Raw genomic sequence first — 23,512 nt, 5'->3', positions numbered from 1 at the left:
TGGGAGGACCAAGTTGATGAACGAGACCAAGCGGCCGAACGGCTCAAGTGCGATGCCGACGATGAACAGGCGCAGCCTCATGCTGGGCGCGGCCGGGCTGGCGCTGGGCGCCACGGCGTTCGGGGCCTATCGCCCCGCGCTCGCCCAGAGCAAGCCCAGCAAGCTCACCGTGATCGGCGACACCGCGCCCTGGAAGGGCACGATCATCCAGGACGCGATCCCCGCCTTCACCCGCGAGACCGGCATCGAAGTCGAATATGTCCAGCTGCCCAACGAGCCCATGGTGACGCGGGCGCGCGCCGAGCTGACGGGCGGCGGCACCACGAGTTTCGACGTCGTGCAGATGGGCGCGTCGATGATCGGCTGGATGCATCCCTACATGGCCGACGTGAACGAGCTGATGAAGACGGCGGGCGGTCGCTACGCCGCCGATTTCGGCATGGACGAGTTCTCGCCCGCCTCGATCGACCTCGCGAGCTACGACGGCGTGCAGCGCGGCATCCCCTATCGCAGCACGACCTATATCCTGCACTATCGCAAGGACCTTCTGGAGGCCGCCGGCATCGCGCAGCCGCCGCGCACCTTCGCCGAGTACCGCGAGGCCGCCAGGCGCCTCACCGAGGCGGGCGCGCCCAATCGCTACGGCGTCGGCATCTGCGCCCGCCAGGGCGGCGCGATCGTCGATCATTTCGGTCCCTATCTCCTGTCCAGCGGCGGCGGCTTCTACGACCTCGCCAAGCGGGACATCTGGATCAACAACGAGAACTCGGTGGCGGCGCTCGACTATGTCGCCGGCCTCATCAACACCGACAAGTCGATCCCGCCGGACGCGCTGACCTGGGAGTGGGACGAGATCATCGCCAACGCCCAGAACGACCGCTACGCCATGGGCCTCGTCCTCAACGCCTCGGCGACGCCGATCAACAAGGCGGAGGCCTCGCGCACGCGCGGGCTCTGGGCCTATTCCACCGTGCCCGGCGCGCAGTCGGCGGCCGACAGCCGCTCCTCGCTCGGCGGCTGGTGCTTCGCCGTTCCCGAGCGGAGCGCCAACAAGGAATGGGCCTTCGAGTTCGTCCAGTTCATCACCAGCCGCGAATGGGCCAAGCGCTCGATGGAGAAGGGCAACGCCTCGGCGCGCCTGTCCGTCCTGAACGACCCCGAAATCGCGGGGTCCTACGCCTGGGCCTCGACCGCAGCCGAGCAGCTGAAGACGGCGCGTGCCAACCCGCGCGACCCGAACTGGGGCGCGCTCGAAGCGCAGTTGCGGGCCGGCCTGTCGAAGGCCTATCTCGGCCAGGCCTCCGCCAAGGACGCTCTGGACGAGGTGGCGTCCGGCTGGGAGCGCGCCATGCGCCGCGCCGGCTGACCCTTGGCCGACCATTGCCGGGCGCGACGAGCGCCCGGCGAAGCTTCAAAGACACTCGGGAGAAGAACGGCATGGCTTCGGTAGATTTGCGCGGCGTACGAAAGTCGTTCGGAAGCGTGGACGTCATCCACGACATCAACCTGTCGATCGCCGATGGCGCCTTCGTCGCACTGGTCGGCCCGTCCGGCTGCGGCAAGTCCACGCTTCTGCGCATAATCGCCGGGCTCGAGGAAACCACCGATGGCGACATCGCCATCGGCAATACGGTGGTCAACGACCTGACCCCGCGCGAGCGCAACATCGCCATGGTGTTCCAGAACTACGCGCTCTATCCGCACATGACGGTTCGCGAGAACATGGGCTTCAACCTGAAGCTCGCGGGCAAGAAGCCGGCCGAGATCGAGGCGCGGGTGGGCGAGGCCGCGCGGATGCTGGGGCTCCAGCCCCTTCTCGACCGGCGTCCGTCCCAGCTGTCGGGCGGCCAGCGCCAGCGCGTCGCGATGGGACGCGCCGTGGTGCGCAACCCCAAGGTCTTCCTGTTCGACGAGCCGCTCTCCAATCTCGACGCCAAGCTCCGCGTGCAGATGCGTGCCGAGATCAAGCTCCTGCATCAGAAGGTTCGCACCACCTCGATCTACGTCACCCACGACCAGATCGAGGCCATGACGCTCGCCGACCATATCGTCGTCATGCATGGCGGCCGGATCGAGCAGCAGGGCAGTCCGCTCGCGCTCTACCGCAAGCCGGCCAACCTCTTCGTCGCCGGTTTCATCGGCACGCCGGCGATGAACTTCCTGGAGGCCACCGCGACGCAGGACGCCGGCGCGCCGGCCGCGCGTCTGGCGGACGGGCAACTGATCCGCGTCGCGCCCACCGCGCGCGTCGAGGACGGCCAGCCCATCACATTGGGCCTTCGCCCCGAACATCTTCTCGCCCAGGGCCAGGGGGCGCGGCTCGCCGGGCCGACGCGCTTCGTCGAGCCGAGCGGCGCCCTGACCCATGTCACCTTCGAATTCTGCGGGCAGGATGTCGTCGCGCTGATGGATGGCGAGCGCGACGTCGATCCCGGCAGCCCCTTCGAGGCCTCGATCGCGCCCGAGCAGGTGCATGTCTTCCATCGCGGCACCGGCGCGCGGTTGAACCACTGAACCAACCGAACCGAACCAACCGGCGGGCTTTGCGCCGGACGTTTCAATCGAATGCGAAGCGGGCATTTCCCGGGGGAATGCTTCAGCCAAGGAGTACACCTGTGACCGAGCATCTTCTGGGCGGGCACCTGCGCAACCCGACTTCGGCCGAGCTGATCGAGAATGCCGCGAGCCTCAATTCGCGCCCGAGCGAGTTGCGGATCACCGACATGCGGATCGCCGTCGTCACCGGCATCTGCTACTATCCGCTGATCCGCATCGAGACGAACCAGGGGCTCTACGGCCTCGGCGAGATCCGCGACGGGGGCCATCCCGAGAGCGCGCTCCAGCTCAAGCATTTCCTGCTCGGCCAGAACCCCTGCAATGTCGACATGATCTTCAACGTCATGCGGCGCTTCGGCGGCCATGGGCGGGAAGGGGGCGGCGTATCGGGAATCGAGATCGCGCTGTGGGATCTCGTGGGCAAGGCCTACGGCGTGCCCTGCCATCAGTTCTTCGGCGGGCGCTATCGCGACCGCGTGCGCATCTACAGCGACACGCCCGCGCCCACCGAGATGACGCCGGACGCCTACGCCAAGGCCGTGAAGGCGCGCGCCGACATGGGCTTCGATTTCATCAAGTTCGATCTGCCGCCGCGTTTGTTCGAGGCGACCGCCGATGGCCTGATGGGCTCGCCCACGCGCCACGAATACGACCTCGCGAAAGCGGTCCGCGTTCCCGGCTCCGGTCCGGGCGCGCGCATTTCGGAAAAGGGGATCGAGGCCGCCGTCGAAACCGTGCGGGCGGTTCGGGCGGAGGTCGGCAGCGACGTGTCGCTCTGCGTCGATCACTTCGGCGAGGGCTATGTCACCGCCGACGAGGCGATCCGCATCGGTCGGGCGCTGGAGCCCTTCAATCTCGCCTGGGTGGAGGACCCCGTCTCCTGGTCCGACATCGCCGGCCACCGGAAGGTGGCGGACGCGCTTCTGACCCCCGTTGCCGGCGGCGAGGACCTTTATCTCTGGGACGGCTTCCGCGAGGCGATCGAGACGCGCGCCTTCGACATCCTTCACCCTGACCTTCTCACGTCCGGCGGCATGCTGGAGACCAAGCGCATCGCCGACTACGGCAATCGCTACGGCCTGCCGACGGCGCTGCATTCCTGCTGCTCGCCGATCGGCTTCATGGCCAATGTCCACTGCGCCGCCTCGATCCAGAACCTGATGGCGGTCGAGCATCACGGCCTCGACGTGCCCTTCTGGGGCGATCTCGTGACGGGCCTTGCCGACGACTACCTCACCGACGGCTATGTCGAGGTGCCGACCGCCCCGGGCCTCGGCCTCGATCTCAATCTCGACGTGGTGGAGGCCAATCTGCGCGAGCCGAACACCCTGTTCCAATCGACCGAAGCCTGGAGCAAGCGCAAGATCGGCTTCGAGCGCGTCGATCCTCCGCGCTACCAGACCCAGTTGGTCCGCTAGGCTCCACTGGGCCAGTCCATCGGCTCGACATCGAACCGGACGGGCCGTGCTGCAAACGGGGGGCACAGTCGCGGCCTGCCCGTTGGGCGGCGCGGCGCACGTCCGAGCGCATGGCGGGCTTGTCGACTGAGCCATGAGCGGCGAACGCTGCCGCTCCCCTGGCGTCCATGGACACGCGCGGCCTGTTCGAGATCCCGGTGCCGGGACAGCGGCCGGACGGCCCGGGAATCGGTCGGGCCGCACGCGCGCCAGACGTTTCCAGTCAGCTGAGGACGAAACGTACAAAGCGCGGGTGGAAACGGGATGGTTCGCAGCTCTCGACGAGAAATGGCGCGCCCGAAAGGATTCGAACCTCTGACCCCCAGATTCGTAGTCTGGTGCTCTATCCAGCTGAGCTACGGGCGCCGATGAAGCGATGGGGCGTGAGCCCGACCGTTCAACTCGTCAAATATAGTATGGCGCGCCCGAAAGGATTCGAACCTCTGACCCCCAGATTCGTAGTCTGGTGCTCTATCCAGCTGAGCTACGGGCGCCGATGAAGCGGTGAGGCGTTGGCCTCGGCCGTTCGTGAGCGCTTGGTACCCCCGAGCCGTGGCGAATGCAAGCGGCTAGACGAAAGAAAAATGACGAAGCCCGAACGGGGCGCATCGGGAGCCGGAAAGCCCGGCGTTCGGGCATGGCGAGGAGGGGGCGGGCGCCCGGCCGGCGGCGTCAGGCGGGCTCGCGCGGCAGGTCGATCTCGAATCGCGCGCCCGCCGCCGTCTCGTTCGACAGGGCGATCCGCCCGCCATGGGCCTGGACGATCTCGGCCGTGATGGCGAGGCCGAGCCCCGTGCCGCCAGCCCGCGTCGAGCCTCGGAAGGCCTGGAACAGATTCTCCTGCGCCCGGGGGCTGACGCCCGGACCCGTGTCCTCCACGGTGATGCGATCGGAGGCGGGGAGGGCGGTGGCGGAGATCGTGACGCGGCGTACCAGCGCTTCGGCCTCGTCGCTCTCGATCGACTGGACCGCGTTGCGCACGAGATTGGACAGGACGCGGAAGAACTGCTCGGGATCGAGGTCGATCTCCATCCCCTCGGGCACGGCGTTGACGAGGTCGATCGGGCGCTCGGGATGCGTGTTCTGGCTTTCGAACACTTCCGACACGAGAAGCCGCAGATGGACGCGCCGACGCTTGGGCTGGCTTTCCGTCGCCCTTCCATAGGCGAGCACAGACTGCGTGTAGTCGAGCGCGCGGTCGAGCGAGCGGATCAGGGCGGGGGCGAAGCGCTGCACCTGCGCGTCCGGCAGGGTGGAAAGGCGGTCGGAAATCAGCTGCGCCGAGGCCAGGATGTTGCGCAGGTCATGATTGATCTTCGACACGGCGAGACCGAGATCGGCCAGATGCCGCTGTTCGCGCAGCGTGCGGGCGAGCGTCGCCTGCATGGTGGCGAGTTCGTGCTCGGCAATGCCGATCTCGTCCGCGCGCCGGGCTGGCACGATCACCCGTTCGGGGTCCTCCGGGTTGCGGCCGAAGCGCTGCATGGCGCTGACCATCCTCCGAATCGGTCGTAGCAGCGACAGATTGAGCGCGCCGAACACGAGCGCGCCCACGAAGCTCGCGATGGAGAGGGACAGGAGAAGGATGTTGCCGGAATAAACCAGCATGGCGCGATGGAGCGGCTGCTCGTCGATGACGATCTCGCCCGACATCGACCCGTCGCCGATCGGGCCGATCAGCCGAATCAACCGGTCGCCGCCCGTCAGAAGCGCCTCGAAGCTCATGCCGATCGAGGCGAGCAACTGCTCCTTGCCGAGATCCACCGTGCGGCTGACCGGCCCGAGATCGGCCGCGCGGGCCAGAAGCCGCGTTTCGCCCGGCCGGCGGATGGCGACGAGGCGCGCGTCCAGCGCTTCCAGAAGGTCGACTTCCTGTTCGGCCGTGAGAAGGAGGCCTTGTTCGCCGAACTGGGCGACGAGCGAGGCGACCGACACGGTTTCGAGCTTGGCTTCCAGCCATTCCTGCCGGAAATGGGCGATCGAGGGCACGAAGATCAGCACTTCGGCGCCCATCACGGCAAGCGCCGTCACGGCGAACAGGCGCACCGACAGGCGGTGGCGCCAGCGCGGTCGTGTCAGCGGCGCGTGATCGGCTTCGTCGGCGCGATCTCTCATGATCCGTCTCAAGCCACCTCTTCCAAAAAAGCCCCCGCGTGATGCCGCGTCGGGCCCGTTCGCCGATCCCCGGACGCCGCCGCTCGGGTGCGCGACACCGTGCCGAGCGGACCGGCCGTTCCCTGATCCGGCGAATTCACCCGTTTGATGTAGAATGGACCCATCCAATTGTCACGAAACCGTGCGAACCCACTCGTCGCGGCCTGAATTTCACGGAGCAGGGTTAACGCGCGCTGGCGCGCCGGAATCGAAACCTTCGCCCGAAACCGGCATGGGGCGGGCGGCGGCGGATTGACTTTGGGCCCTATCTGCCGCACAAGGCCGGCCGAAGACCGAATGCTGAGCCGCGAAGGGAAGCCTTCGCCGGCAGTTTCGCGCGTTCGACAGTTCTTGAACCATTGATTTTGCCAGAGGCCCGCACGGCGCGGGATGAAAGACGATGAAGCGCACTTACCAACCCTCCAAGCTCGTCCGCAAGCGCCGCCACGGCTTCCGCGCCCGTATGGCGACGGTCGGCGGCCGCAAGGTCATCCAGGCTCGCCGCGCCCGCGGCCGCAAGCGCCTGTCGGCCTGACCGGCCGCCCGGTCTCGCGAGGGATCGTCCCATCGCCAGCCGTTTGAAGACGCGCGCCGAATTTCTCGCGGTGCGCAAGGGCCGTCGCTTGAACGGCCCTTTCTTTTTGATCGAAGCTTTGGACCGGGGCGACGGCGACGAGCCGCGCTACGGTCTGACGGTGACGCGCAAGGTCGGCAATGCGGTCGAGCGCAACCGCATCCGTCGCCGCCTGCGCGAGGCGATCCGCATCCGCTGCGGGGCTGACATGGCGACGGGCTTCGACTATGTGATCGTCGCCCGCCGCGATCTTCTTTCGCTGCCCTTCGAAACGCTCGCCGGCGAATTGTCGCGTCGCGTGTCCAAGGCCAGGTCAGCGGAACGGAAGGCGCCAACGCCCCCTTCGGGAAGTGAATAATGGAAAACAGCCGCAATTTCCTGATCGCCATGGCGCTTTCGATCGCCGTAATGGTCGGGTGGCAGTTCTTCGTCATCAGTCCGCGCACGGAGGCGCAGCGTCAGGCCGAGCAGTCGCAGGCGACGCTCCAGACGCCGACGACCCCGGCCGGAACCGCGCAGGACCCCGCCCTTTCTCCGGCCGGTCGCGAAAGCGTGGTGCCGACGTCGAGGACGCCGGAAGTCACCGGCCAGACGCGCGACGCCGCGCTCGCCGCCAGCCCCCGCATCCAGATCGACACGCCCTCGGTTTCGGGCTCGATCAACCTCCAGGGCGCCCGCCTCGACGATCTGCGCCTCAAGGGCTACCACGAGACGGTCGACGAATCGTCGCCCACCATCGTGCTTCTGTCGCCCGAGACGATCGGCAAGGACGCCTATTTCGCCGAACTCGGCTATAGCGGCCAGAATGTCGGCGCCCTGCCGGGCCCGCAGACGCTGTGGGAGGCCGCGCCGGGCCAGACGCTGACGCCGGCGACGCCCGTCACGCTGACCAGCACCAACGGCGAGGGTCTGACCTTCACGCGGCGCATCTCGGTGGACGACAAGTTCATGTTCACCGTGGAGGACAGCGTCCAGAACACGGGAACCGCGCCGGTCGCGATCTCGCGCTACGGCCGCGTCGTGCGCTTCTCCAAGCCCGAAGTCGCCGCCGCCTACGTCCTGTTCGAGGGGCTTCTCGGCCATTTCGGCGAGGAGGGCCTGCAGGAGGTCAAGTACCACAATATCGAGGAAGACAAGCGCGTCTCCCCCGCACCGACCGCGACCGGCTGGCTCGGCATCACCGACAAGTACTGGGCGACCGCGCTCGTGCCGGTGCAGGGCCAGGGCACGTTCCAGCCGAACTTCCGCTATTCCTCGGACGGGCGCGCCTATTACCAGTCCGACTATCTGCACGAGCCCGAGACGATCGCGCCGGGCGCGACGCTCGCCTCCACCTCGCGCGTCTTCGCCGGCGCCAAGGTCGTGGACGTCATCAACGGCTACGAGAGCAATCTCGGCATCTCGCATTTCGGCCAGCTGATCGACTGGGGCTGGTTCTATTTCATCACCCGGCCGATGTTCTGGGCGATCGACCATCTCTATACGCTGACCGGCAATTTCGGCGTCGCCATCCTGCTCATCACCGTGGCGCTGAAGCTCCTCTTCTTCCCGCTGGCGTCGAAGAGCTACAAGTCGATGGCCAAGATGAAGACCGTGCAGCCCAAGCTCACCGAGCTGCGCGAGAAATATGCCGACGACCGCGCCAAGCAGCAGCAGGAGATGATGCGCATCTACAAGGAGGAGAAGATCAATCCGGCGGCAGGCTGCTGGCCGGTTCTGGTCCAGATCCCCGTGTTCTTCGCGCTCTACAAGGTGCTCTACATCACGATCGAGATGCGGCACGCACCCTTCTTCGGCTGGATCCAGGATCTCGCCGCGCCCGATCCGACGAGCCTGTTCAACCTGTTCGGCCTGATCCCGATCACCCTGCCGCATCTTCTCATGGTCGGCGTCTGGCCGATCCTGATGGGCATCACGATGTTCATCCAGATGCGCCTGAACCCGACGCCGCCGGACCCGGCGCAGCAGATGGTGTTCACCTGGATGCCGGTGATCTTCACCTTCATGATGGCCTCCTTCCCGGCCGGCCTCGTGATCTACTGGACCTGGAACAACACGCTTTCGATCATCCAGCAGTCGATCATCATGAAGCGCTACGGCGCCAAGATCGAGCTGTGGGACAATCTGAAGGGCGTCTTCAGCCGAAGCAAAGCCTGACGAAGGGCTCGCCCTTCCCGCTCTTTCCCGAAGCCGCCGACCCTGGAGGTCGGCGGCTTTTTCGTTCGCCGGATTGGACCCGCGCCGCGCTGCCGTGATAGCTGAGAACCCATGCCCTTCGGTCCCGACCCCCAGGCGATCCATCCCGTGCCGGCGCACCAGCGGATCGTCTTTCTCAAGAACCTGATCCGCGATCCCAAGATCGAGATCGGCGACTACACCTATTACGACGATCCCGAGAACGCGCTGCTCTTTGCCGAGCGCAACGTCCTCCACCATTACGATTTTCTCGGCGGCACGCTGCGGATCGGCCGTTTCTGCGCCATCGCTACCGGCGCGCGCTTCGTCATGAACGGCGCCAACCACGCCCTGTCGGGCTTCTCGACCTTTCCCTTCAATATCTTCGGAGAGGGCTGGGAGGAGGGCTTCGACATCGGCACGATCACGGCGGGCCTGCGCGGCGACACGGTGATCGGAAACGACGTCTGGATCGGCGCGGAAGCGGTGATCCTGCCGGGCGTCACGATCGGCGACGGCGCGGTGATCGGCGCCTTCAGCGTGGTGGCCAGGGACGTCGCGCCCTATGCGATCGTCGCCGGCAATCCGGCGGTGGAGCGCCGCCGCCGCTTCGCGCCCGAGACGATCGAGCGCCTTCTGCGCGTGGCCTGGTGGAACTGGCCGATCGAGCGCATCACCCGAAACCTTGCCGCCATTCGCGGCGCCGACATCGACGCCCTGGAGCGAGCCGAATGAGCCAGACCCCCGCCAACGATCCGACCGCCGCCAACGAGGGTCGCCGCCTGTTCTTCGCCCGCCCCTGGGTCTTCATTCGCGGCGTGCCGGCCATGAAGTTCCTGCCGCCGGAAGGCCCGCCCGAGGTCGCCTTCGCGGGCCGCTCCAATGTCGGCAAGTCCTCGCTGATCAACGGCATCGTCGGCCAGAGCGGTCTGGCGCGCACGTCGAACACGCCGGGGCGCACGCAGGAGCTGAACTATTTCGTGCCCGACGGCTTCAGCGGGGAAGGGGCGGACCTGCCGCCGGTCGCAATCGTCGACATGCCCGGATACGGCTATGCCCAGGCGCCGAAGGAACAGGTGGACGCCTGGACCAAGCTCGTCTTCGATTATCTGCGCGGCCGCGCGACCTTGAAGCGCGTCTTCGTGCTGATCGACTCGCGCCACGGCATCAAGAAGAACGACCTCGAGGTCATGTCGCTTCTCGACAAGGCGGCCGTGTCCTATCAGATCGTCCTCACCAAGGCCGACAAGATTTCCGCGCTCGCCATGCCCAAGCTCGAGGCGGCGACGCGCGAATTGATCCGCAAGCGGCCCGCCGCCTATCCGACGATCCTCTCGACCTCCTCGGAAAAGGGCTTCGGCATCGAGGACGTGCAGGCCGTGATTGCGGAATTCGCGCTCGGTCGCTGAGCGCGGCTCTACTCTCGAGCGCTACGGGCGCTCCAGAAGAAACGGAAGAAGCGCGTCGGGAAAGAGCTTGGGCTCCCCGCGCGCCAGAGCCTCCAGCGCGAACCAGCGCGCGCGGCAAAGCGAGCCGTCGCCTTCGAGATAGGTCGCCTCGCCATCCAGCGGAATGTCGCGGTCGAGAAGCCGGATCGGTGCCGCGAACAGGAATTCGTGCCGGATTTCGCCTTGCTTCTCGTAGAGGCTTTCGAACACGGTCCACTCGCCGGTGATCTCGATTGTGGTATCGAGCTCCTCGCGGAATTCGCGCCGCAGCGCCTCCTCGCGGGTCTCGCCATATTCGATCGAGCCGCCGAGCGGGCGCACGCCGCGCAGCCGCTCCTTGTCGTCGGTCACCTCGAAGGCGAGGAGATGGCCATCGCGAAGGGCGAGGCCGATGACCTTGGTCTTGATGCGCTTCTTGCGCCCCGCCACGCTCACGCCCTCGCGCCGTAGCCGGCCATGAAGAGCCGGACGCCGGAGGCGACGATGGCGCGGATTTCCGCCTCGCTCGCTTCCGGCACCTCGTCGTCGAAGAAGCGGCGGCGAAGCGATCCGGCGGTGGCGAGTTCGATGAACTGCGCGGCGGCGAGCGCGCGGTCCTCGATGGCGAGCGTCCCCGCCTCGCAGGCCTTGTCGAGATAGGCGGTGAGGAGAGCGAGCCCCCGCTGCGGCCCGTGGCGATAGAAGTCGCGGCCGAGCTGCGGCATCCGGCTCGCCACGGCGATCACCGTGCGTTTGGCATGCATGGCTTCCGGGCACATGACGAGCTTGGCCAAGCGCTCGCCAAAGCGCGTCAGCGTCTCCTGCGGGTGCTCGGCATCCACCAGAAGCGCTTCCACTTCCGAGAAGTAGCGGTCGCGCTCCTCGCCGATCAGGGCGGCGAAGAGCTCCTCCTTGGAGCGGAAATAGACATAGAGGGTGGATTTCGAGACGCCCGATTCGCGCGTCACGTCATTCATCGAGGCAGCGTCGAAGCCCATGCGCACGAAGGCGCGCCGCGCGCCGTCCAGGATCTGCCGGCGCTTGGCCGGGTCCTCGCCCGCCGGACAGCGACCGTCGGCGGGATGCGAGGCGGGGGACGTGGCAAGGCTCATCGAGCGGTCCTTCGGAAGAATCTTAAGCGTGCCGCATTAAGTTATGCGTCAGAGCCGTGTTCGACTTGAAATGCCCATCCATCACGGTTATGTCAACGTCGAACCGAACGGTTCGGTTCGATTGGGGTTTCCGAAATGACCAAGTCCGCACCTGACGCGCCCGACGCGACTGAACGCGCCCCGACCGACCGGCCGGCCCGCTCCGACACGCCCAAGCTCGAGATCGTCGGCCGCAAGACCGAAACCGCGCCCGCCGCTCCGGTGGCGGAGGCCAAGGCCGCCGCGCCCAGGAAGAAGGGTGGCGCCTTGAAGAAGCTGTTTCTCGGCGCGGTGCTTCTGGCGGCGATCGGCGGCGGCGCGTGGTACGGCCATCAATGGTGGGTGGACGGGCGCTTCCTCGTGACGACGGACGATGCCTATGTCGGCGCCGACATGGCGATCATGTCGCCCAAGGTCACGGGCTATGTCCAGTCGGTTCCCGTGAAGGAAAACCAGACCGTGAAGGCCGGCGATCCGCTGATCGTCATCGACGGCGGCGATTACGCGCTGGCCGCCCGACTGGCGGACGCCAAGATCGCGGCGCAGGACGCCACGATCAAGCGTATCGAGGCGCAGCAGTCGGCGGCGGTGCAGCAGGTGGCGGAAGCGCAAGCCAATCGCGAGGCGGCTGAGGCCGGCGTCAACCAGGCGCAGCTCGATCTCGGCCGCGCCGAGAATCTGGTGCGCTCGGGCGCGGTGGCGCAAGCCCCGCTCGATCAGGCCCGCTCGGCCAAGGCGCAGGCCGACGCCAAGCTCGCCGGGGCCGAGGCCTCGCTCGCGGCCGCCAAGGCCAATGTCGGCGTGTTCGACGCGCAGATCGTGGAAGCGCAAGCGGCCCTGCCGGGTCTGCAGGTGGCGCGCGACCAGGCTGAGCGCGACCTGTCCTTCGCGACGATCCGCGCGCCCTATGACGGCGTCGTCGGCAATCTCTCGGCGCAGCCCGGCGATCTCGTGTCGCCCGGCCGGCGTCTGGCCGCCGTCGTCCCGCTCGACCGGGTCTATGTGGACGCGAATTTCAAGGAAACGCAGCTCCATCAGATCGCGCTCGGCGAAAAGGTGCGCATCGAGGTCGACGCCATGCCGGGCGTCGAGGTCGAAGGCACGGTCGCCTCGCTGTCGCCGGCTTCCGGCTCGGTCTTCTCGCTTCTGCCGGCCGACAATGCCACGGGCAATTTCACCAAGATCGTGCAGCGCGTGCCGGTGCGCATCGCCATCGACGGCAGCGACGAGAAGGCGAGCCTGCTTCGCCCCGGCCTGTCGGTGAAGGTCGCGGTGGACACGCGCACCGCGCCGGGCGCGGCCAAGACCGCCGACGCCCAGACCTCCAACACCCAGTAATCGACCGCATTCCCCCGGACGCCCTGAGCGCCCGGGGGCGCAGCCCGTTTGCCGCGCCCTGATCGCACCCCGCCCGCATGAGCGATGGGGGGCGACCCGCTCGCCTGCCTGTTCGTTTCCATGGCCGGGGCCTAAGGCTCCCGGCGGGAGCTCAAGCGCCATGTCCTCCGTGACCGCCGACACCAAACTGCCGCAGAGCCCGGCCACTCCGACCTCGGGGGGCGGGGACACGATCCCCATGCGCCGGATGCTGGCCTTCATGGCCATGGTCTTCGGCATGTTCATGGCCATTCTCGACATTCAGATCGTCTCGGCCTCGCTGGCCGAGATCCAGGCGGGCCTGTCGGCCTCGACCGACGAGATCGCCTGGGTCCAGACCGCCTATCTGATCGCCGAAGTGGTGATGATCCCGCTGTCGGGCTTCCTCGCCCGGATGATGTCGACGCGCATCCTCTTCACGCTCGCGGCGGCCGGCTTCACGCTGTCCTCGGCGCTCTGCGCCACCGCCACCAATATCGACCAGATGATCTTCTACCGCGCCGTGCAGGGCTTCATCGGCGGCGGCATGATCCCCAGCGTCTTCGCGGCGGCCTTCACCATCTTCCCGCCCTCCAAGCGCGCCGTGGTTTCGCCGATGATCGGCCTCGTGGCGACGCTCGCCCCGACCATCGGCCCGACGGTCGGCGGCTATCTCAGCCATGCCCTGTCCTGGCACTGGCTGTTCCTGATCAACGTGCCCTTCGGCATTCTCGTCACGCTGGCGGTCTGGAATCTCGTGGATTTCGACAAGCCCGAATGGTCGCTCTTTTCCAAGTTCGACTGGTTCGGCCTTCTCGGCATGGCGGCCTTCCTCGGCTCGCTCGAATATGTCCTGGAAGAAGGGCCGCTCGACGACTGGTTCGACAGCCAGACCATCGTCGTCATGACGGTGATCCTCGTCGCCGGCGCGCTTCTGTTTCTCTACCGCGCCTTCACGGCGAAGGAGCCAATCGTCGATCTCACGGCCTTCGCCAACCGCAACTTCGCCTTCGGCTCGCTCTTCTCCTTCATCATGGGCGTCGGCCTCTACGGCCTCACCTATCTCTACCCCGTCTATCTCGGCCGCATCCGGGGCTACGACTCGCTGATGATCGGCGAGACCATGTTCGTCTCGGGCCTCGCCATGTTCTTCACCGCGCCGATCTCGGGCAAGCTCTCCTCCAAGCTCGACCCGCGCGTCATGATGGCCATGGGCTTTGCCTCCTTTGGCCTCGGCACCTGGCTCATGAGCGGGCTGACGCACGACTGGGACTTCTACGAACTCTTCATCCCGCAGATCCTGCGCGGCTTCGGCCTGATGATGGCCATGGTGCCGATCAACAACATCGCCCTCGGCACGCTGCCGCCGCAGAAGATGAAAGGCGCCTCCGGCCTCTACAATCTGACGCGCAATCTCGGCGGCGCTGTGGGGCTCGCGATCATCAACACGATGATCAACGACCGCACGGCGCTCCATTACGACCGTCTGGCCGAGCGCGTGCGCTGGGGCAGCCAAGTCGCCGAGGACCGGCTGAGCGACATGGCCTCGAGCTTCAACGCCGCCGGCCTCGACGGAACGAATGTTGCCTTGCAGCAGATGAGCGGGTTGATCCACCGCGAGGCGAGCGTCATGGCCTTCGGCGACGTCTTCGTCGCGCTGACGGCGCTCTTCGTCGGCTTGTGCTTCCTCACGATCATGATCCGCCGGCCGGGCGGGAACGTGAAGGTGGACGCCCACTAGGCGCCCACCTCCCGCAGGGAGGCTCTCGATCTGCCGTCAGGCCGCGTCGGCGAGGCGGCTGCGATAGACAGCCGTTTCAAGATCGAGATAGCCGCCGACGGAAGCCGGGTCGGCGAAGGGGAAGATCTGCGTCGCCCAGAAGCCGCCGATGCCGTTTCGCCGGTCGATCCAGTAATAGAGATTGGCAAGGCCCGCCCAGGCGAGCGAGCCCGCCGGACGGCCGGTCGGCGCGTCCTCGTCGTTGATCATGAAGGTCAAGCCCCAGGATTTCGGCATTCCCGGGAAGAACTCGGCATAGTTCGACAGGCCCGGGATGACGCCCGGCAGGCCCTTGATCTTCATCTCTCCCAAGCCGTTCCGCTCGGCCATGGCGACGGTTTCGGGCTCAAGCACGCGGGACCCAGGCCCGGCCCCGTCGTTCAGCCACATGCGGATGAACTTGGCGTAGTCGAGCGCCGTCGAGTAGAGCCCGTGCCCGCCCATGTCGACCTTGGGCGGCTGCGGCAGCTCGAAATCGGGGAGCGGGGTGAGGGCGCCGGCCTCGTCGCGCTGGTGCATCGTGACGCGGCGCTGGCGCATGGCGGGGGAGAGGACGAAGCCCGTGTCCTCCATGCCGAGCGGCTCGAAGATTCGGGCCTTCATCACCTCGCCGAGCCGCTGCCCGGTCACGCCCTCCACGACCTGCCCCGCCCAGTCGATATTGCTGCCATATTCCCAGGCCTCGCCGGGGTCGAACAGGAGCGGCGTGTTCAAGGCGGCGTGGGAGGCGGTGATGACGCTCGGCTGGCGGCCGGCCTCGGCGAGGCGATTGTAGCGCTCGTTGAAGAAGTCGTAGCCGAAGCCGGCGGTGTGGAGCATCAACATGCGCGTGGTGATGTCGCGCTTGGGGGGCCGCAGGCGCGGTGTGCCGTCCGCTTCGAAGCCGTCGAGCACCTGCAGTTCGCCGATCGCCGGCGCATAGGCCTTGGCGGGCGCGTCGAGATCGAGCCGGCCTTCCTCAACGAGCTGTAGAACCGTCGTGCCGGTGATCGCCTTGGTGGTGGAGAAGATGGCGAAGACGCTGTCGGGCGTCATCGCCGCATCCTCGCCCGCCTCCCGCAGGCCGGCCGCGCCTTCGAAGAGATTGCCGGTTCGGTCGGTGACGACGGCCGCGACGCCGGGCACGCTCGGCTGTGCGGCGACGGTGCGATCGAGCACGGCCTGAGCCGCGGTCTGAATGGTGTCGGACATGGATTTCCTCCCTGACGCGATGCCCCCGTCCGGCCTCCCGCCGGCGCGGGGCGCCTCCACGACCCTAGCGAGGCGAGGGGGAGGGACTGTCGGGTATCGGCGCGCAATGTCGAAATTCGGCGGGAGTTCACCACGCCCGAGCGCGTGGATTGCGGGACGGCGCGATCCTTTGCTAGCTTCGGATCGTCGGCAATATGCGTCTTGGGAGGGGCGTCGATGCTGCGGGAGGCTCTTCTGTTCGATGCGCGCGGGCGCGCGATCCAGCAGCACCACAAGGTGTTCTCGCGCGACTGGGACGAGATCGGCGACTGGTCCCGCCGCGTCTACATGCCCTATGCGGTGTCGCCGACGGGCCGCGCGGCGCAGCCCCGCTCCACCATGCATTCGGCCATGGTCGGCCGGATCACCGTGACACGCTTCGCCTATGGCATTCCCGTCCATATCAGGGACTGGTCGCAGGACGCGGGCAACGCCGTCGTCCTCACCACGATCGGCGGCAACGCGCGCCACCGGCTGGACGGGGGCGGCGCGGTCGAGACGGGGTTCGGCGAGAGCTTCGTGGTGGATTGCAGCCGCACCGACTATCTCGTGGATTTCGATCCCGACCATCTCCAGCTCAACCTGACCATTCCCCATGCCGTTCTGGAGCAGGTGTGCCAGGACTGGTTCGGCTTCGTGCCGGGCGACGCCCTGTGGCGACACAAATGCGGTCTCGGCGGCAAGGGGTCGAGCTGGCTGGCGCTGATGGACTATGTGATGCGCTGCATCGCGGAGGCGCCCGACCGGCTGGCCTCCGACCGCATCGGGCGTCATCTCGAGCAGACGATCTGCGTCCATCTCCTCAACGAATGGGCCGGAAATGCCGGGCTCGACCTGTCCGACCCACGCAACGCGCTTGCGCCGCGCGTGGTGCGCATGGCCGAAAGCTACATGGCCGAGCGGGCGGCGGAACTGCCGGCCATGACCGAGGTGGCGCGGGCGGCCGGCACAAGTCTTCGCGCCCTCAGCGAGGCGTTCCGCCGGTTTCGCGGCTATCCGCCGAGCCAGTTCCTGCGCGAGCAACGCCTTCAGGGCGTGCGGCGCGACCTTCAGGCGGCGGCGCCGGGCGCCAGCGTCGCCGACATCGCGGCCGCCTGGGGCTATATCAACAAGGGAGATTTCGCGCGCGTCTATCGAATGCGCTTTGGCGAAACGCCCTCCCGAACGCTTCGCCGCTGAGGCCGCGATCCGTCGCCAAGCTCGGCGCAGGGCGACGCGTCAGCGTTTCTGACAGAGGTCCTGCAACCGGGCCGAGATGCGGCGATAGACGTCGCGATAGGCTTCGAGGATCTGGTCGCGGCTGCCGTTGACGACGGATGGATCGGGCATCGGCCAGAATTCCACGGCCGTCGCGTCGGCTTCGGTCGCGCTCATCGCGGCGTGGTGGGCTTCCGGCGACAGCGTCACCACGAGGTCGAAATAGCCGTCCGCCAGATCGTCCCATTTCTGCGGCTTGCGGTCGCCGAGCGAGAGGCCCTTTTCGGCGAGGATCACGTCCACGAACGGGTCCCGCTCGCCGTCCTTCACGCCGACCGAGGCGATATAGGTGGAGGGCGGCAGGGTGGAGCGCGCGATGGCCTCGGCGATCGGCGAGCGGATCGAGTTCGCCCCGCAGACGAAGAGGATGGACCGGGGAAGGGACGGGGAAGGAGCGGTCATGCCGTCCGTCTCCCGTGCGCGTCGATGCTGATGGCCAACCCGCTCCCCTTCCGTCACGCGCGCCGGTGGAGGACGCAGATCAGCGTGAACAGGCGCCGAGCCGTATCCTTGTCCAGTTCGATCTTGCCCTTCAGGCGCTCGCGCAGAAGGTCCGAGCCGTCATTGTGTATGCCGCGCCGTCCCATGTCGATGGCCTCGATCTGCGAGGGCGTCGCGGTGCGAATCGCCTCGTGATAGCTGTCGCAGATCAGGAAATAGTCGCGGATGACCCGGCGGAAGGGGGTAAGCGAGAGGATGTGAACGGCGAGCTTCCCGCCGGCCTCGTCCGCGATGTCGAAGACGAGGCGCCGGTCGGCCAGCGCGAGCTTCAGGCGGAAGCGCCCGCCCTCGAAACCGGCGGGCTCGAACAGGTTCTCCTCGATCAGATCGACGATCGCGACCGCGCGGTCGTGCTCCACGTCGGGCGCCGCGCGCCCGATGGAATCGTCGAGATCGACCGAAACGAGATGTCCGCGCTCCATGACTGCCTCTAGAGATTGAGCCGGATGGCGACGGAGCGCCCATGCGCGTCGAGCCCTTCGACGCGGGCAAGCTCGATGGCGGCGGGGCCGAGCTCGCGCAAGGCTTCGGCCGAGAGCTTCAGGATCGACGTGCGCTTCACGAAGTCCAGGACCGAAAGGCCGGAGGAGAAGCGCGCCGAACGGGCCGTCGGCAGGACGTGGTTGGAGCCGCCGACATAATCGCCGATGACCTCCGGCGTGTGCCGGCCGAGGAACACGGCGCCCGCGTTGCGGATGCGCGCGAACAGCGCGTCCGGGTCGTCGGTCGCGATCTCCAGATGCTCGGCGGCGATCCGGTCGGCTAGGGGAGGGGCGTCGCGCAGGAGGTCCTCCACCACGATCACCGCGCCGAACTCGGCCCAGCTCGCGCGAGCCGTCTCGGCGCGCGAGAGCGTGGCGAGCTGGCGCTCCACCGCGGCTTCGACGCGGGCGGCAAGCTCTTCGCTGTCGGTGAGGATAAGCGACTGCGCGGCGCGGTCGTGCTCGGCCTGCGCCAGAAGATCGGCGGCCAGCCAGTCCGGATCGTTGTCGCCGTCGGCGATCACCAGAACTTCCGAGGGGCCGGCGATCATGTCGATGCCGACCGTGCCGAAGACCTGCCGCTTGGCGCTCGCCACATAGGCATTGCCGGGGCCGACGATCTTGGCGACGGGGGGAATACTCTCTGTGCCATAGGCGAGCGCGGCGATCGCCTGCGCCCCGCCGATGCGGTAGATTTCGGACACGCCGGCGATGCGCGCGGCGGCCAGAACCAGCGGGTTCAAGGCCCCGCGCATGGCCGGCACCACCATGGCGATGCGCTCGACGCCCGCGACCTTGGCCGGCACCGCGTTCATCAGAACGGAGGACGGGTAGCTCGCCGCGCCGCCCGGCACGTAGAGGCCGACCGATTCCACCGCCGTCCAGCGCGAGCCGAGCTCGGCGCCGATCGCGTCGGTGTAGCGATCATCCTTCGGCCTCTGCCGGATGTGATGGCTCTCGATGCGCCGATGGGCGAGTTCCAGCGCGTCCCGCGTTTGGCGCGGCGTCGCGGCCAGCGCGGCCTCGATCTCGCTTTCGGGCACGCGCAGCGTTTCAGGCGTCAGCGTCAGTTCGTCGAAGCGGGCCGTGAGTTCGATCACGGCCGCGTCGCCGCGCGCGCGCACGTCGTCGATAATGGCGCGCACCGCCGTCTCGACATCCACGGACGCTTCGCGCTTGGCGACGAGAAGGGCGCGGAAGCGCGTTTCGAAATCGGGTTCGCTCAGGTGAAGCCGTTGCGGCACGTCAGGCACTCTCCCTCGGCGCGGCCTGCCGCCTCGGCGCTTCGACCCGTCAGCCCTTGTCGTGGTCGGGCCGCGACGGGGTGCTCCAGGCGGCGCCGAGATCGGTCAGCTGCGCTTCGATGCATTCGACGTCGAGCCTTATCGCGGCACCGCCCGCAAACACAAGGTCGATCGTGCCCGACGGCTCGTCCCGCACGCTCCAGCGCACCGCCAGAAGCGCCAGCACGGCCTCGTCGTCGCCTTGCGCGAAGCCGCTGCGCTTGACGGATGTCACCCGGTCGAAATGCAGGACGCTGCGGCGGCGCTCGTATTCGCCGCGACGGCGGAACAGGCCCTGGCGCGGCGGCGTCTTTTCCCAGACGAAGCGGTTCATCGGCACCGTGAACTGCCGGCGCGCGGCGGAGAAGTCGAGATCGCCGACGCGAATCACCGCGTCCTGCACATGGGCCGACACGATGTCGAGATCGCCCTGGTCGAGCGCCATCAATCGAAGAAGGTCCATCGTCGCTCGTTTCTCCTTGCCGGTCGGTTCGCCAATCGGTTCGTCAGTCTGTTCGCCCGTCGGGGCCGGCGGTCTGCCGGGCGGGCGTCATCGCCCAGCTAGGGCGCCGGGGCCTGCGCTGCGACCGGCCGCCCGGAAAAAACGCGGCCGTCAGTTGCTTTCCGGCTTGCGATATTGCTCCCCGACGCGGCCGAACTCGCCCTGGAGGCGGCCGGCGGCGATCTGCAGATGGTAGAGCCCGATCAGAAGCGAGCGCGAGTGCCACGCGGCCCAGGCCGAGCGCGGCGGGGCGGCGAGCGCCAGCGCCAGGCTTTTGGCGAGCGTGCGCGCCCGCCCGTCGCGCCCGCGCTGCACGAGGGTCGAGAGGGCGCCGTTGCGCAGCGCCCGCGCGTTGATCCAGGAAAATTCCGTGCGCCGGGCGGGCACGACTTCGTGAACCGCCGCCTCGTGGCACCAAGCGAAGCGGAAGCCGGCCCGTGCGCAGCGCGAGAAGAGATCGGCATCGCCCCCGCCGGTGAAGTCGAAGCGCGTGTCGAACAGGGGCTCGCCCATACGCTGGAGAACCCTGGCGCGGATCGCGACATTGCCGGAGGACACGAGCGCCTGAACCGGTCCGCTCGCCTCATAGGGCGCGCGGAACACGGGATGATCAGCCAGAGCCTCACGGCCTGGCTCTTCGAAGACCGGAACCTGCGGTCCGCCCGTCACGTCCGCGCCGAAACGCTCCAAGGCGGTCAGGTGCGCCTCGATCCAGCCGGGCTCGGCCGCTTCGTCGTCGTCGATGATGAGGGCGGTCTCGAGCCGGGGCAGGACGCGCCGTGCCGCCGAAAAACCCGCATTATAGGCCGAGCAATTGCCGCGCGCCTCGGCGACCACGGCCATGCCGTGGATCGCGCCTGCCTCGATCAGGGGCCGGGCGGCCTCGAGGCCCGCGCGCCCTTCCGCGTCGTTCTCCACCAGGATCACGGCGAAGCGCCGCTTCGTGTCCTGCGCGCGTAGCGACTCGAGCGTGCGCAGGAGCAGCTCCGGCCGGCGGAAGGTCGGCACCACGACGGCGATCCCGACGGCGGCGTCGAGGCCCGGCGAGACGGTTTCGAGAAGAACGCCCGGCGGCAGGGACGGCAATGCGAGAGCGGCGTGTGTCATGGCGCGGAGCCTGACGCAAAGGCGTGAACGATCCTTCAAGCGCCGCCATGCCGGGGGCGTCTTTCGCGAGGCGCGCACTCACCCAAAACCCTGATGGCGGAAGGGATGCGGACATGCGATCCGAGCCCGTCCTGCAAAAAAGCGAGGCCGGCGAAGTTGACGCCTTTGCACATGTGGGGCGATAGGCTTGCGCATGAACGATCGGCGCGAGCCCGTCGGCACGCCCACCCGATCGAGCCTTGCGAAGGGCTCGCCAGCGCGGATTGATCGATGACCCTATCCATCGCGCTCGTCACTTCGTCCTATCGCGGCGACTGGGAGCGCTGCCGGATCCTGTGCGAGAGCCTCGATCGCTTCGTGACCGGCCATTCCGTCCATTACATTCTGGTGGAAGAGGGGGACGTCGCGCTGTTTCGCGCGCTGGAAGGGCCGCGCCGCCGCGTCGTGTCGGAGCGCGATCTTCTGCCCGTCTGGCTCCGGCCGATCTCCGATCCGTTCGATCGGGGCCGCCGTCTCTGGCTGTCGCCCTTCGGCCTGCCCTTGCGCGGCTGGCATGTCCAGCAACTCCGGCGCATCGCCATGGGCGCGGCAATGGAGGAGGACGTGCTCGTCTCGCTCGATTCGGACGTCGTCTTCGTGAAGCCCTTCGACGCCGGACATTTCGTGTCGGGCGATGCGGTGCGCTTTTATCGCCGCGCCGAGGGCATGGCCCATGTCGAACCCGAGCGGCGGGCCGAACACGCGCGCTGGTCGCAGCGCGCGGCGGCCTTGCTCGGCTTGGCGCCCGACCCGATCCCGGCGCCGACCTATATCAACACGCTGATCGCCTGGCGGCGCGACACGGTGCGCGCCATGCTGGAGCGCATCCGGACGGTGATGCGCCGGCCCGCCATGATCGCGCTCGCCGGCTCGCGCGCGCTCTCGGAATGCACGATCTACGGCCGCTTCGTGGACGAGGTGGAGGGCCGGCCGGAGCGGCATATCGCGACCGACGAGCGGCTCTGCGCCGTGTATTGGGACGGGCCGCCGCTGGACGAGGCGGGGCTTCTAGCCTTTCTGGCCGAGATGGCGCCCGAACAGGTGGCGCTCGGCCTCCAGTCCTTCACCGGCACGGACCCGGGCCTGATCCGACGCGTCGTCGGGCTCGGCGCCTGACGCCGGAAGCCTGACGCCGGAAGCGGGATCGGCACCCGGCCCTCAGGCGGCGGCGATGTCCGGCGAGCCGGCCCGTCCCTGCGGGCGCGGCGCGCGGTTGCGCCAGTCGAGCGCGATGTAGCTCGCGCCGGCCGAGGCGATCCAGAGCGCGGCGAAGACCCCGTTCAGCCCCTGAATCCAGACGCCCTCCGGCGTCGTCGCCGCGCCCTGCAGAAGCAGCGTCAGGAAGCCCGCCTTGAGCCCGCCGAGCAGCGCCAGGATCGCGGCGCGCATCCCCGTGCGCCCGCGCGCGTAAAGAAGCTCGCTTTGATATTCCACGAGATTGCGGAAGGCGGGCACGAGGAGAACGAGGAGGATCAGGGGCGCGGCATCCGCGACGTTGCGGCCGAGGAGCGTCGGCGCGACCGTCAGAACGAGGCCGAGCGCCGCCATGCCGGCGACCGACACGAGCGCGATGCCGCCTTCCACCATCCAGCGGCGGCGCCAAGACTGGAGGAAGCCGGGGCTGCGGATCAGCTTCTGCACGATCATCATGTTGAAGGAGCGCACCGGCAGCGCCGTCAGGTCGATGAGGCGCATCAGCATGGCGTAGATGCCGGCGACCTCCGCGCCGCCGAGCGACAGGACGAGGAGCTTGTCGAGCTCGGACTGGAAGTAGAAGAGAATGTCCGCGCCCGCGACGGCGAGGCTGTCGGACAGGCGCTTGAGATAGAGCGCGGGGCGCAGCCGCAGCCGCTGGCGCGGGTAGAAGAGAAGAATGCCCAATAGCGCCGAGCCGAGATTGGCGGCGAGATAGAACAGGCCCCAGGACTGGAGATCGCCCGCGCCGAGGCCAGAATGGGCGAAGAGGAGGGCGGCGAGCGCCTTGGCCGCCGAGCCGAACACGACGAGGATCGAGGCGCGTCCGAACTGGCCCATCCCGTTGTTGACGATGCACACGATCTCCAGCGAGCGCCAGCCAATCACCTCCGCCAGGACCACCAGCGCGAAGGGCAGGAGCGCCATGTCGCCCTTGAACACGAGCGCGAAGAAGGCCGCCCCGGCCAGCGCGACGAGCGGCAGCGAGGCGAGCAGCGCCAGAAGATAGCCGGCGGTGTAGGTGCCCACGAGATGCGGCTTGCGCGTGGCCGCGCGGTAGAGCGGCGAGACGAAGCCGAGGCCGGCGATGCGCGAGAGGACGATGCCGGTCGCCGAGGCCGTGGCGAACAGGCCGAAATCCGAAACCGACAGGGCGTTGGCGATCGCGGTGAAATAGGCCAGCGACAGGACCAGGCGTCCCGCCGATCCGCCGATGAGCTTGGCATAGTCGCGCAGAAGGTGAAGATTGGCCTTTGCAAGCCGAGCCAGGCTGCGAACCGGATGCAT

General features: G+C 67.8%; 22 protein-coding genes and 2 tRNA genes. 12 read left to right on the top strand and 12 right to left on the bottom strand.

The annotated features are described in order from the left end of the window. The first annotated feature begins 16 nt into the window (after nt 1-16). The 3 genes from B146_RS0120505 (at nt 17) to B146_RS0120495 (ending at nt 3,974) form a co-directional block, all read left to right on the top strand. Nucleotides 17-1,366, top strand: a complete 1,350-nt coding sequence (locus tag B146_RS0120505; protein WP_019998356.1) for an ABC transporter substrate-binding protein — start codon at nt 17-19, stop codon at nt 1,364-1,366. A 71-nt stretch (nt 1,367-1,437) separates the two neighbouring features. Further along, nucleotides 1,438-2,514: an ABC transporter ATP-binding protein gene (locus B146_RS0120500; protein WP_026358807.1), complete on the top strand. Its 1,077-nt coding sequence runs from the start codon at nt 1,438-1,440 to the stop codon at nt 2,512-2,514. A gap of 101 nt (nt 2,515-2,615) precedes the next feature. Then, nucleotides 2,616-3,974, top strand: coding sequence for a mandelate racemase/muconate lactonizing enzyme family protein (locus tag B146_RS0120495; protein ID WP_019998354.1), 1,359 nt, complete (start codon nt 2,616-2,618; stop codon nt 3,972-3,974). 328 nt (nt 3,975-4,302) lie between these two features. On the opposite strand, the gene B146_RS0120490 is transcribed toward B146_RS0120495, so the two are convergent. The 3 genes from B146_RS0120490 to B146_RS0120480 all read right to left on the bottom strand — a co-directional run bounded on the left by B146_RS0120490 (nt 4,303) and on the right by B146_RS0120480 (nt 6,128). After that, a tRNA-Arg gene (locus B146_RS0120490) sits at nt 4,303-4,379 on the bottom strand. Between the two features lie 51 nt (nt 4,380-4,430). Further along, nucleotides 4,431-4,507 (bottom strand) — tRNA-Arg (locus tag B146_RS0120485). A gap of 178 nt (nt 4,508-4,685) precedes the next feature. After that, complete coding sequence (locus B146_RS0120480) at nt 4,686-6,128, bottom strand: sensor histidine kinase (RefSeq protein WP_019998353.1); 1,443 nt, start codon at nt 6,126-6,128, stop codon at nt 4,686-4,688. 439 nt (nt 6,129-6,567) lie between these two features. Here B146_RS0120480 and rpmH point away from each other — a divergent pair, with 439 nt between their 5' ends. The 5 genes from rpmH (at nt 6,568) to yihA (ending at nt 10,325) form a co-directional block, all read left to right on the top strand. Further along, nucleotides 6,568-6,702 (top strand): 50S ribosomal protein L34, encoded by a 135-nt coding sequence (rpmH, locus tag B146_RS0120475; protein WP_019998352.1) that lies wholly within the window; start codon nt 6,568-6,570, stop codon nt 6,700-6,702. A gap of 43 nt (nt 6,703-6,745) precedes the next feature. After that, nucleotides 6,746-7,099 (top strand): ribonuclease P protein component, encoded by a 354-nt coding sequence (gene rnpA / locus B146_RS0120470; protein WP_019998351.1) that lies wholly within the window; start codon nt 6,746-6,748, stop codon nt 7,097-7,099. Next, a complete protein-coding gene (gene yidC, locus B146_RS0120465) occupies nt 7,099-8,898 on the top strand; it encodes a membrane protein insertase YidC (RefSeq protein WP_019998350.1) in 1,800 nt (599 codons plus the stop codon). The genes rnpA and yidC overlap by 1 nt, the downstream gene beginning before the upstream one ends. Nucleotides 8,899-9,009: 111 nt before the next feature. After that, nucleotides 9,010-9,651: a CatB-related O-acetyltransferase gene (locus tag B146_RS0120460; protein ID WP_019998349.1), complete on the top strand. Its 642-nt coding sequence runs from the start codon at nt 9,010-9,012 to the stop codon at nt 9,649-9,651. Next, nucleotides 9,648-10,325 (top strand): ribosome biogenesis GTP-binding protein YihA/YsxC, encoded by a 678-nt coding sequence (gene yihA / locus B146_RS0120455; RefSeq protein WP_019998348.1) that lies wholly within the window; start codon nt 9,648-9,650, stop codon nt 10,323-10,325. The genes B146_RS0120460 and yihA overlap by 4 nt, the downstream gene beginning before the upstream one ends. Nucleotides 10,326-10,346: 21 nt before the next feature. Here the strand turns inward: yihA and B146_RS0120450 are convergent, their stop codons facing one another. Together B146_RS0120450 and B146_RS0120445 are read right to left on the bottom strand one after the other, a co-directional pair. Continuing rightward, nucleotides 10,347-10,799 (bottom strand): NUDIX hydrolase, encoded by a 453-nt coding sequence (locus B146_RS0120450; protein WP_019998347.1) that lies wholly within the window; start codon nt 10,797-10,799, stop codon nt 10,347-10,349. Next, nucleotides 10,796-11,455 (bottom strand): TetR/AcrR family transcriptional regulator, encoded by a 660-nt coding sequence (locus tag B146_RS0120445; protein WP_019998346.1) that lies wholly within the window; start codon nt 11,453-11,455, stop codon nt 10,796-10,798. Before B146_RS0120445 ends, B146_RS0120450 begins: the two co-directional genes overlap by 4 nt. Nucleotides 11,456-11,590: 135 nt before the next feature. On the opposite strand from B146_RS0120445, the gene B146_RS0120440 reads away from it, so the two are divergent. Both B146_RS0120440 and B146_RS0120435 read left to right on the top strand, forming a co-directional pair. After that, nucleotides 11,591-12,832 carry an HlyD family secretion protein gene (locus B146_RS0120440; protein ID WP_019998345.1) on the top strand — a complete coding sequence of 414 codons (1,242 nt, stop codon included), beginning with the start codon at nt 11,591-11,593 and terminating at the stop codon, nt 12,830-12,832. 160 nt (nt 12,833-12,992) lie between these two features. Continuing rightward, nucleotides 12,993-14,591 carry a DHA2 family efflux MFS transporter permease subunit gene (locus B146_RS0120435; protein ID WP_019998344.1) on the top strand — a complete coding sequence of 533 codons (1,599 nt, stop codon included), beginning with the start codon at nt 12,993-12,995 and terminating at the stop codon, nt 14,589-14,591. Nucleotides 14,592-14,627: 36 nt separating this feature from the next. Here B146_RS0120435 and B146_RS0120430 read toward each other — a convergent pair whose 3' ends face one another. Then, nucleotides 14,628-15,821 carry a methyl acetate hydrolase AcmB gene (locus B146_RS0120430; RefSeq protein WP_019998343.1) on the bottom strand — a complete coding sequence of 398 codons (1,194 nt, stop codon included), beginning with the start codon at nt 15,819-15,821 and terminating at the stop codon, nt 14,628-14,630. Nucleotides 15,822-16,037: 216 nt separating this feature from the next. Between B146_RS0120430 and B146_RS0120425 the strand changes: the two genes are divergently transcribed. After that, nucleotides 16,038-17,039 (top strand): AraC family transcriptional regulator, encoded by a 1,002-nt coding sequence (locus B146_RS0120425; protein ID WP_019998342.1) that lies wholly within the window; start codon nt 16,038-16,040, stop codon nt 17,037-17,039. Between the two features lie 39 nt (nt 17,040-17,078). Here B146_RS0120425 and B146_RS26830 read toward each other — a convergent pair whose 3' ends face one another. The 5 genes from B146_RS26830 to B146_RS0120400 form a co-directional block, all read right to left on the bottom strand. After that, nucleotides 17,079-17,519 (bottom strand): arsenate-mycothiol transferase ArsC, encoded by a 441-nt coding sequence (locus tag B146_RS26830; RefSeq protein ID WP_019998341.1) that lies wholly within the window; start codon nt 17,517-17,519, stop codon nt 17,079-17,081. 53 nt (nt 17,520-17,572) lie between these two features. Continuing rightward, nucleotides 17,573-18,040, bottom strand: coding sequence for a UPF0262 family protein (locus B146_RS0120415; protein WP_019998340.1), 468 nt, complete (start codon nt 18,038-18,040; stop codon nt 17,573-17,575). 8 nt (nt 18,041-18,048) lie between these two features. After that, nucleotides 18,049-19,344, bottom strand: a complete 1,296-nt coding sequence (gene hisD / locus B146_RS0120410; protein WP_019998339.1) for a histidinol dehydrogenase — start codon at nt 19,342-19,344, stop codon at nt 18,049-18,051. A 49-nt stretch (nt 19,345-19,393) separates the two neighbouring features. Next, on the bottom strand, nt 19,394-19,846 hold the full coding sequence (locus tag B146_RS0120405; protein WP_019998338.1) for a DUF2948 family protein: 453 nt from the start codon (nt 19,844-19,846) through the stop codon (nt 19,394-19,396). Nucleotides 19,847-19,996: 150 nt separating this feature from the next. After that, nucleotides 19,997-20,992 carry a glycosyltransferase family 2 protein gene (locus B146_RS0120400; RefSeq protein ID WP_019998337.1) on the bottom strand — a complete coding sequence of 332 codons (996 nt, stop codon included), beginning with the start codon at nt 20,990-20,992 and terminating at the stop codon, nt 19,997-19,999. A gap of 270 nt (nt 20,993-21,262) precedes the next feature. Between B146_RS0120400 and B146_RS0120395 the strand changes: the two genes are divergently transcribed. Then, on the top strand, nt 21,263-22,147 hold the full coding sequence (locus B146_RS0120395) for a DUF6492 family protein (protein ID WP_019998336.1): 885 nt from the start codon (nt 21,263-21,265) through the stop codon (nt 22,145-22,147). A gap of 42 nt (nt 22,148-22,189) precedes the next feature. Here B146_RS0120395 and B146_RS26825 read toward each other — a convergent pair whose 3' ends face one another. Next, nucleotides 22,190-23,512, bottom strand: a complete 1,323-nt coding sequence (locus B146_RS26825; protein ID WP_019998335.1) for a lipopolysaccharide biosynthesis protein — start codon at nt 23,510-23,512, stop codon at nt 22,190-22,192.

Origin of the sequence: Aureimonas ureilytica DSM 18598 = NBRC 106430 (assembly GCF_000382705.1) — a bacterium.
GTDB classification, from domain to species: domain Bacteria; phylum Pseudomonadota; class Alphaproteobacteria; order Rhizobiales; family Rhizobiaceae; genus Aureimonas; species Aureimonas ureilytica.
The sequence above is the reverse complement of the archived record's forward strand: the minus strand, read 5'-3'. Positions and strand labels throughout refer to the sequence as shown.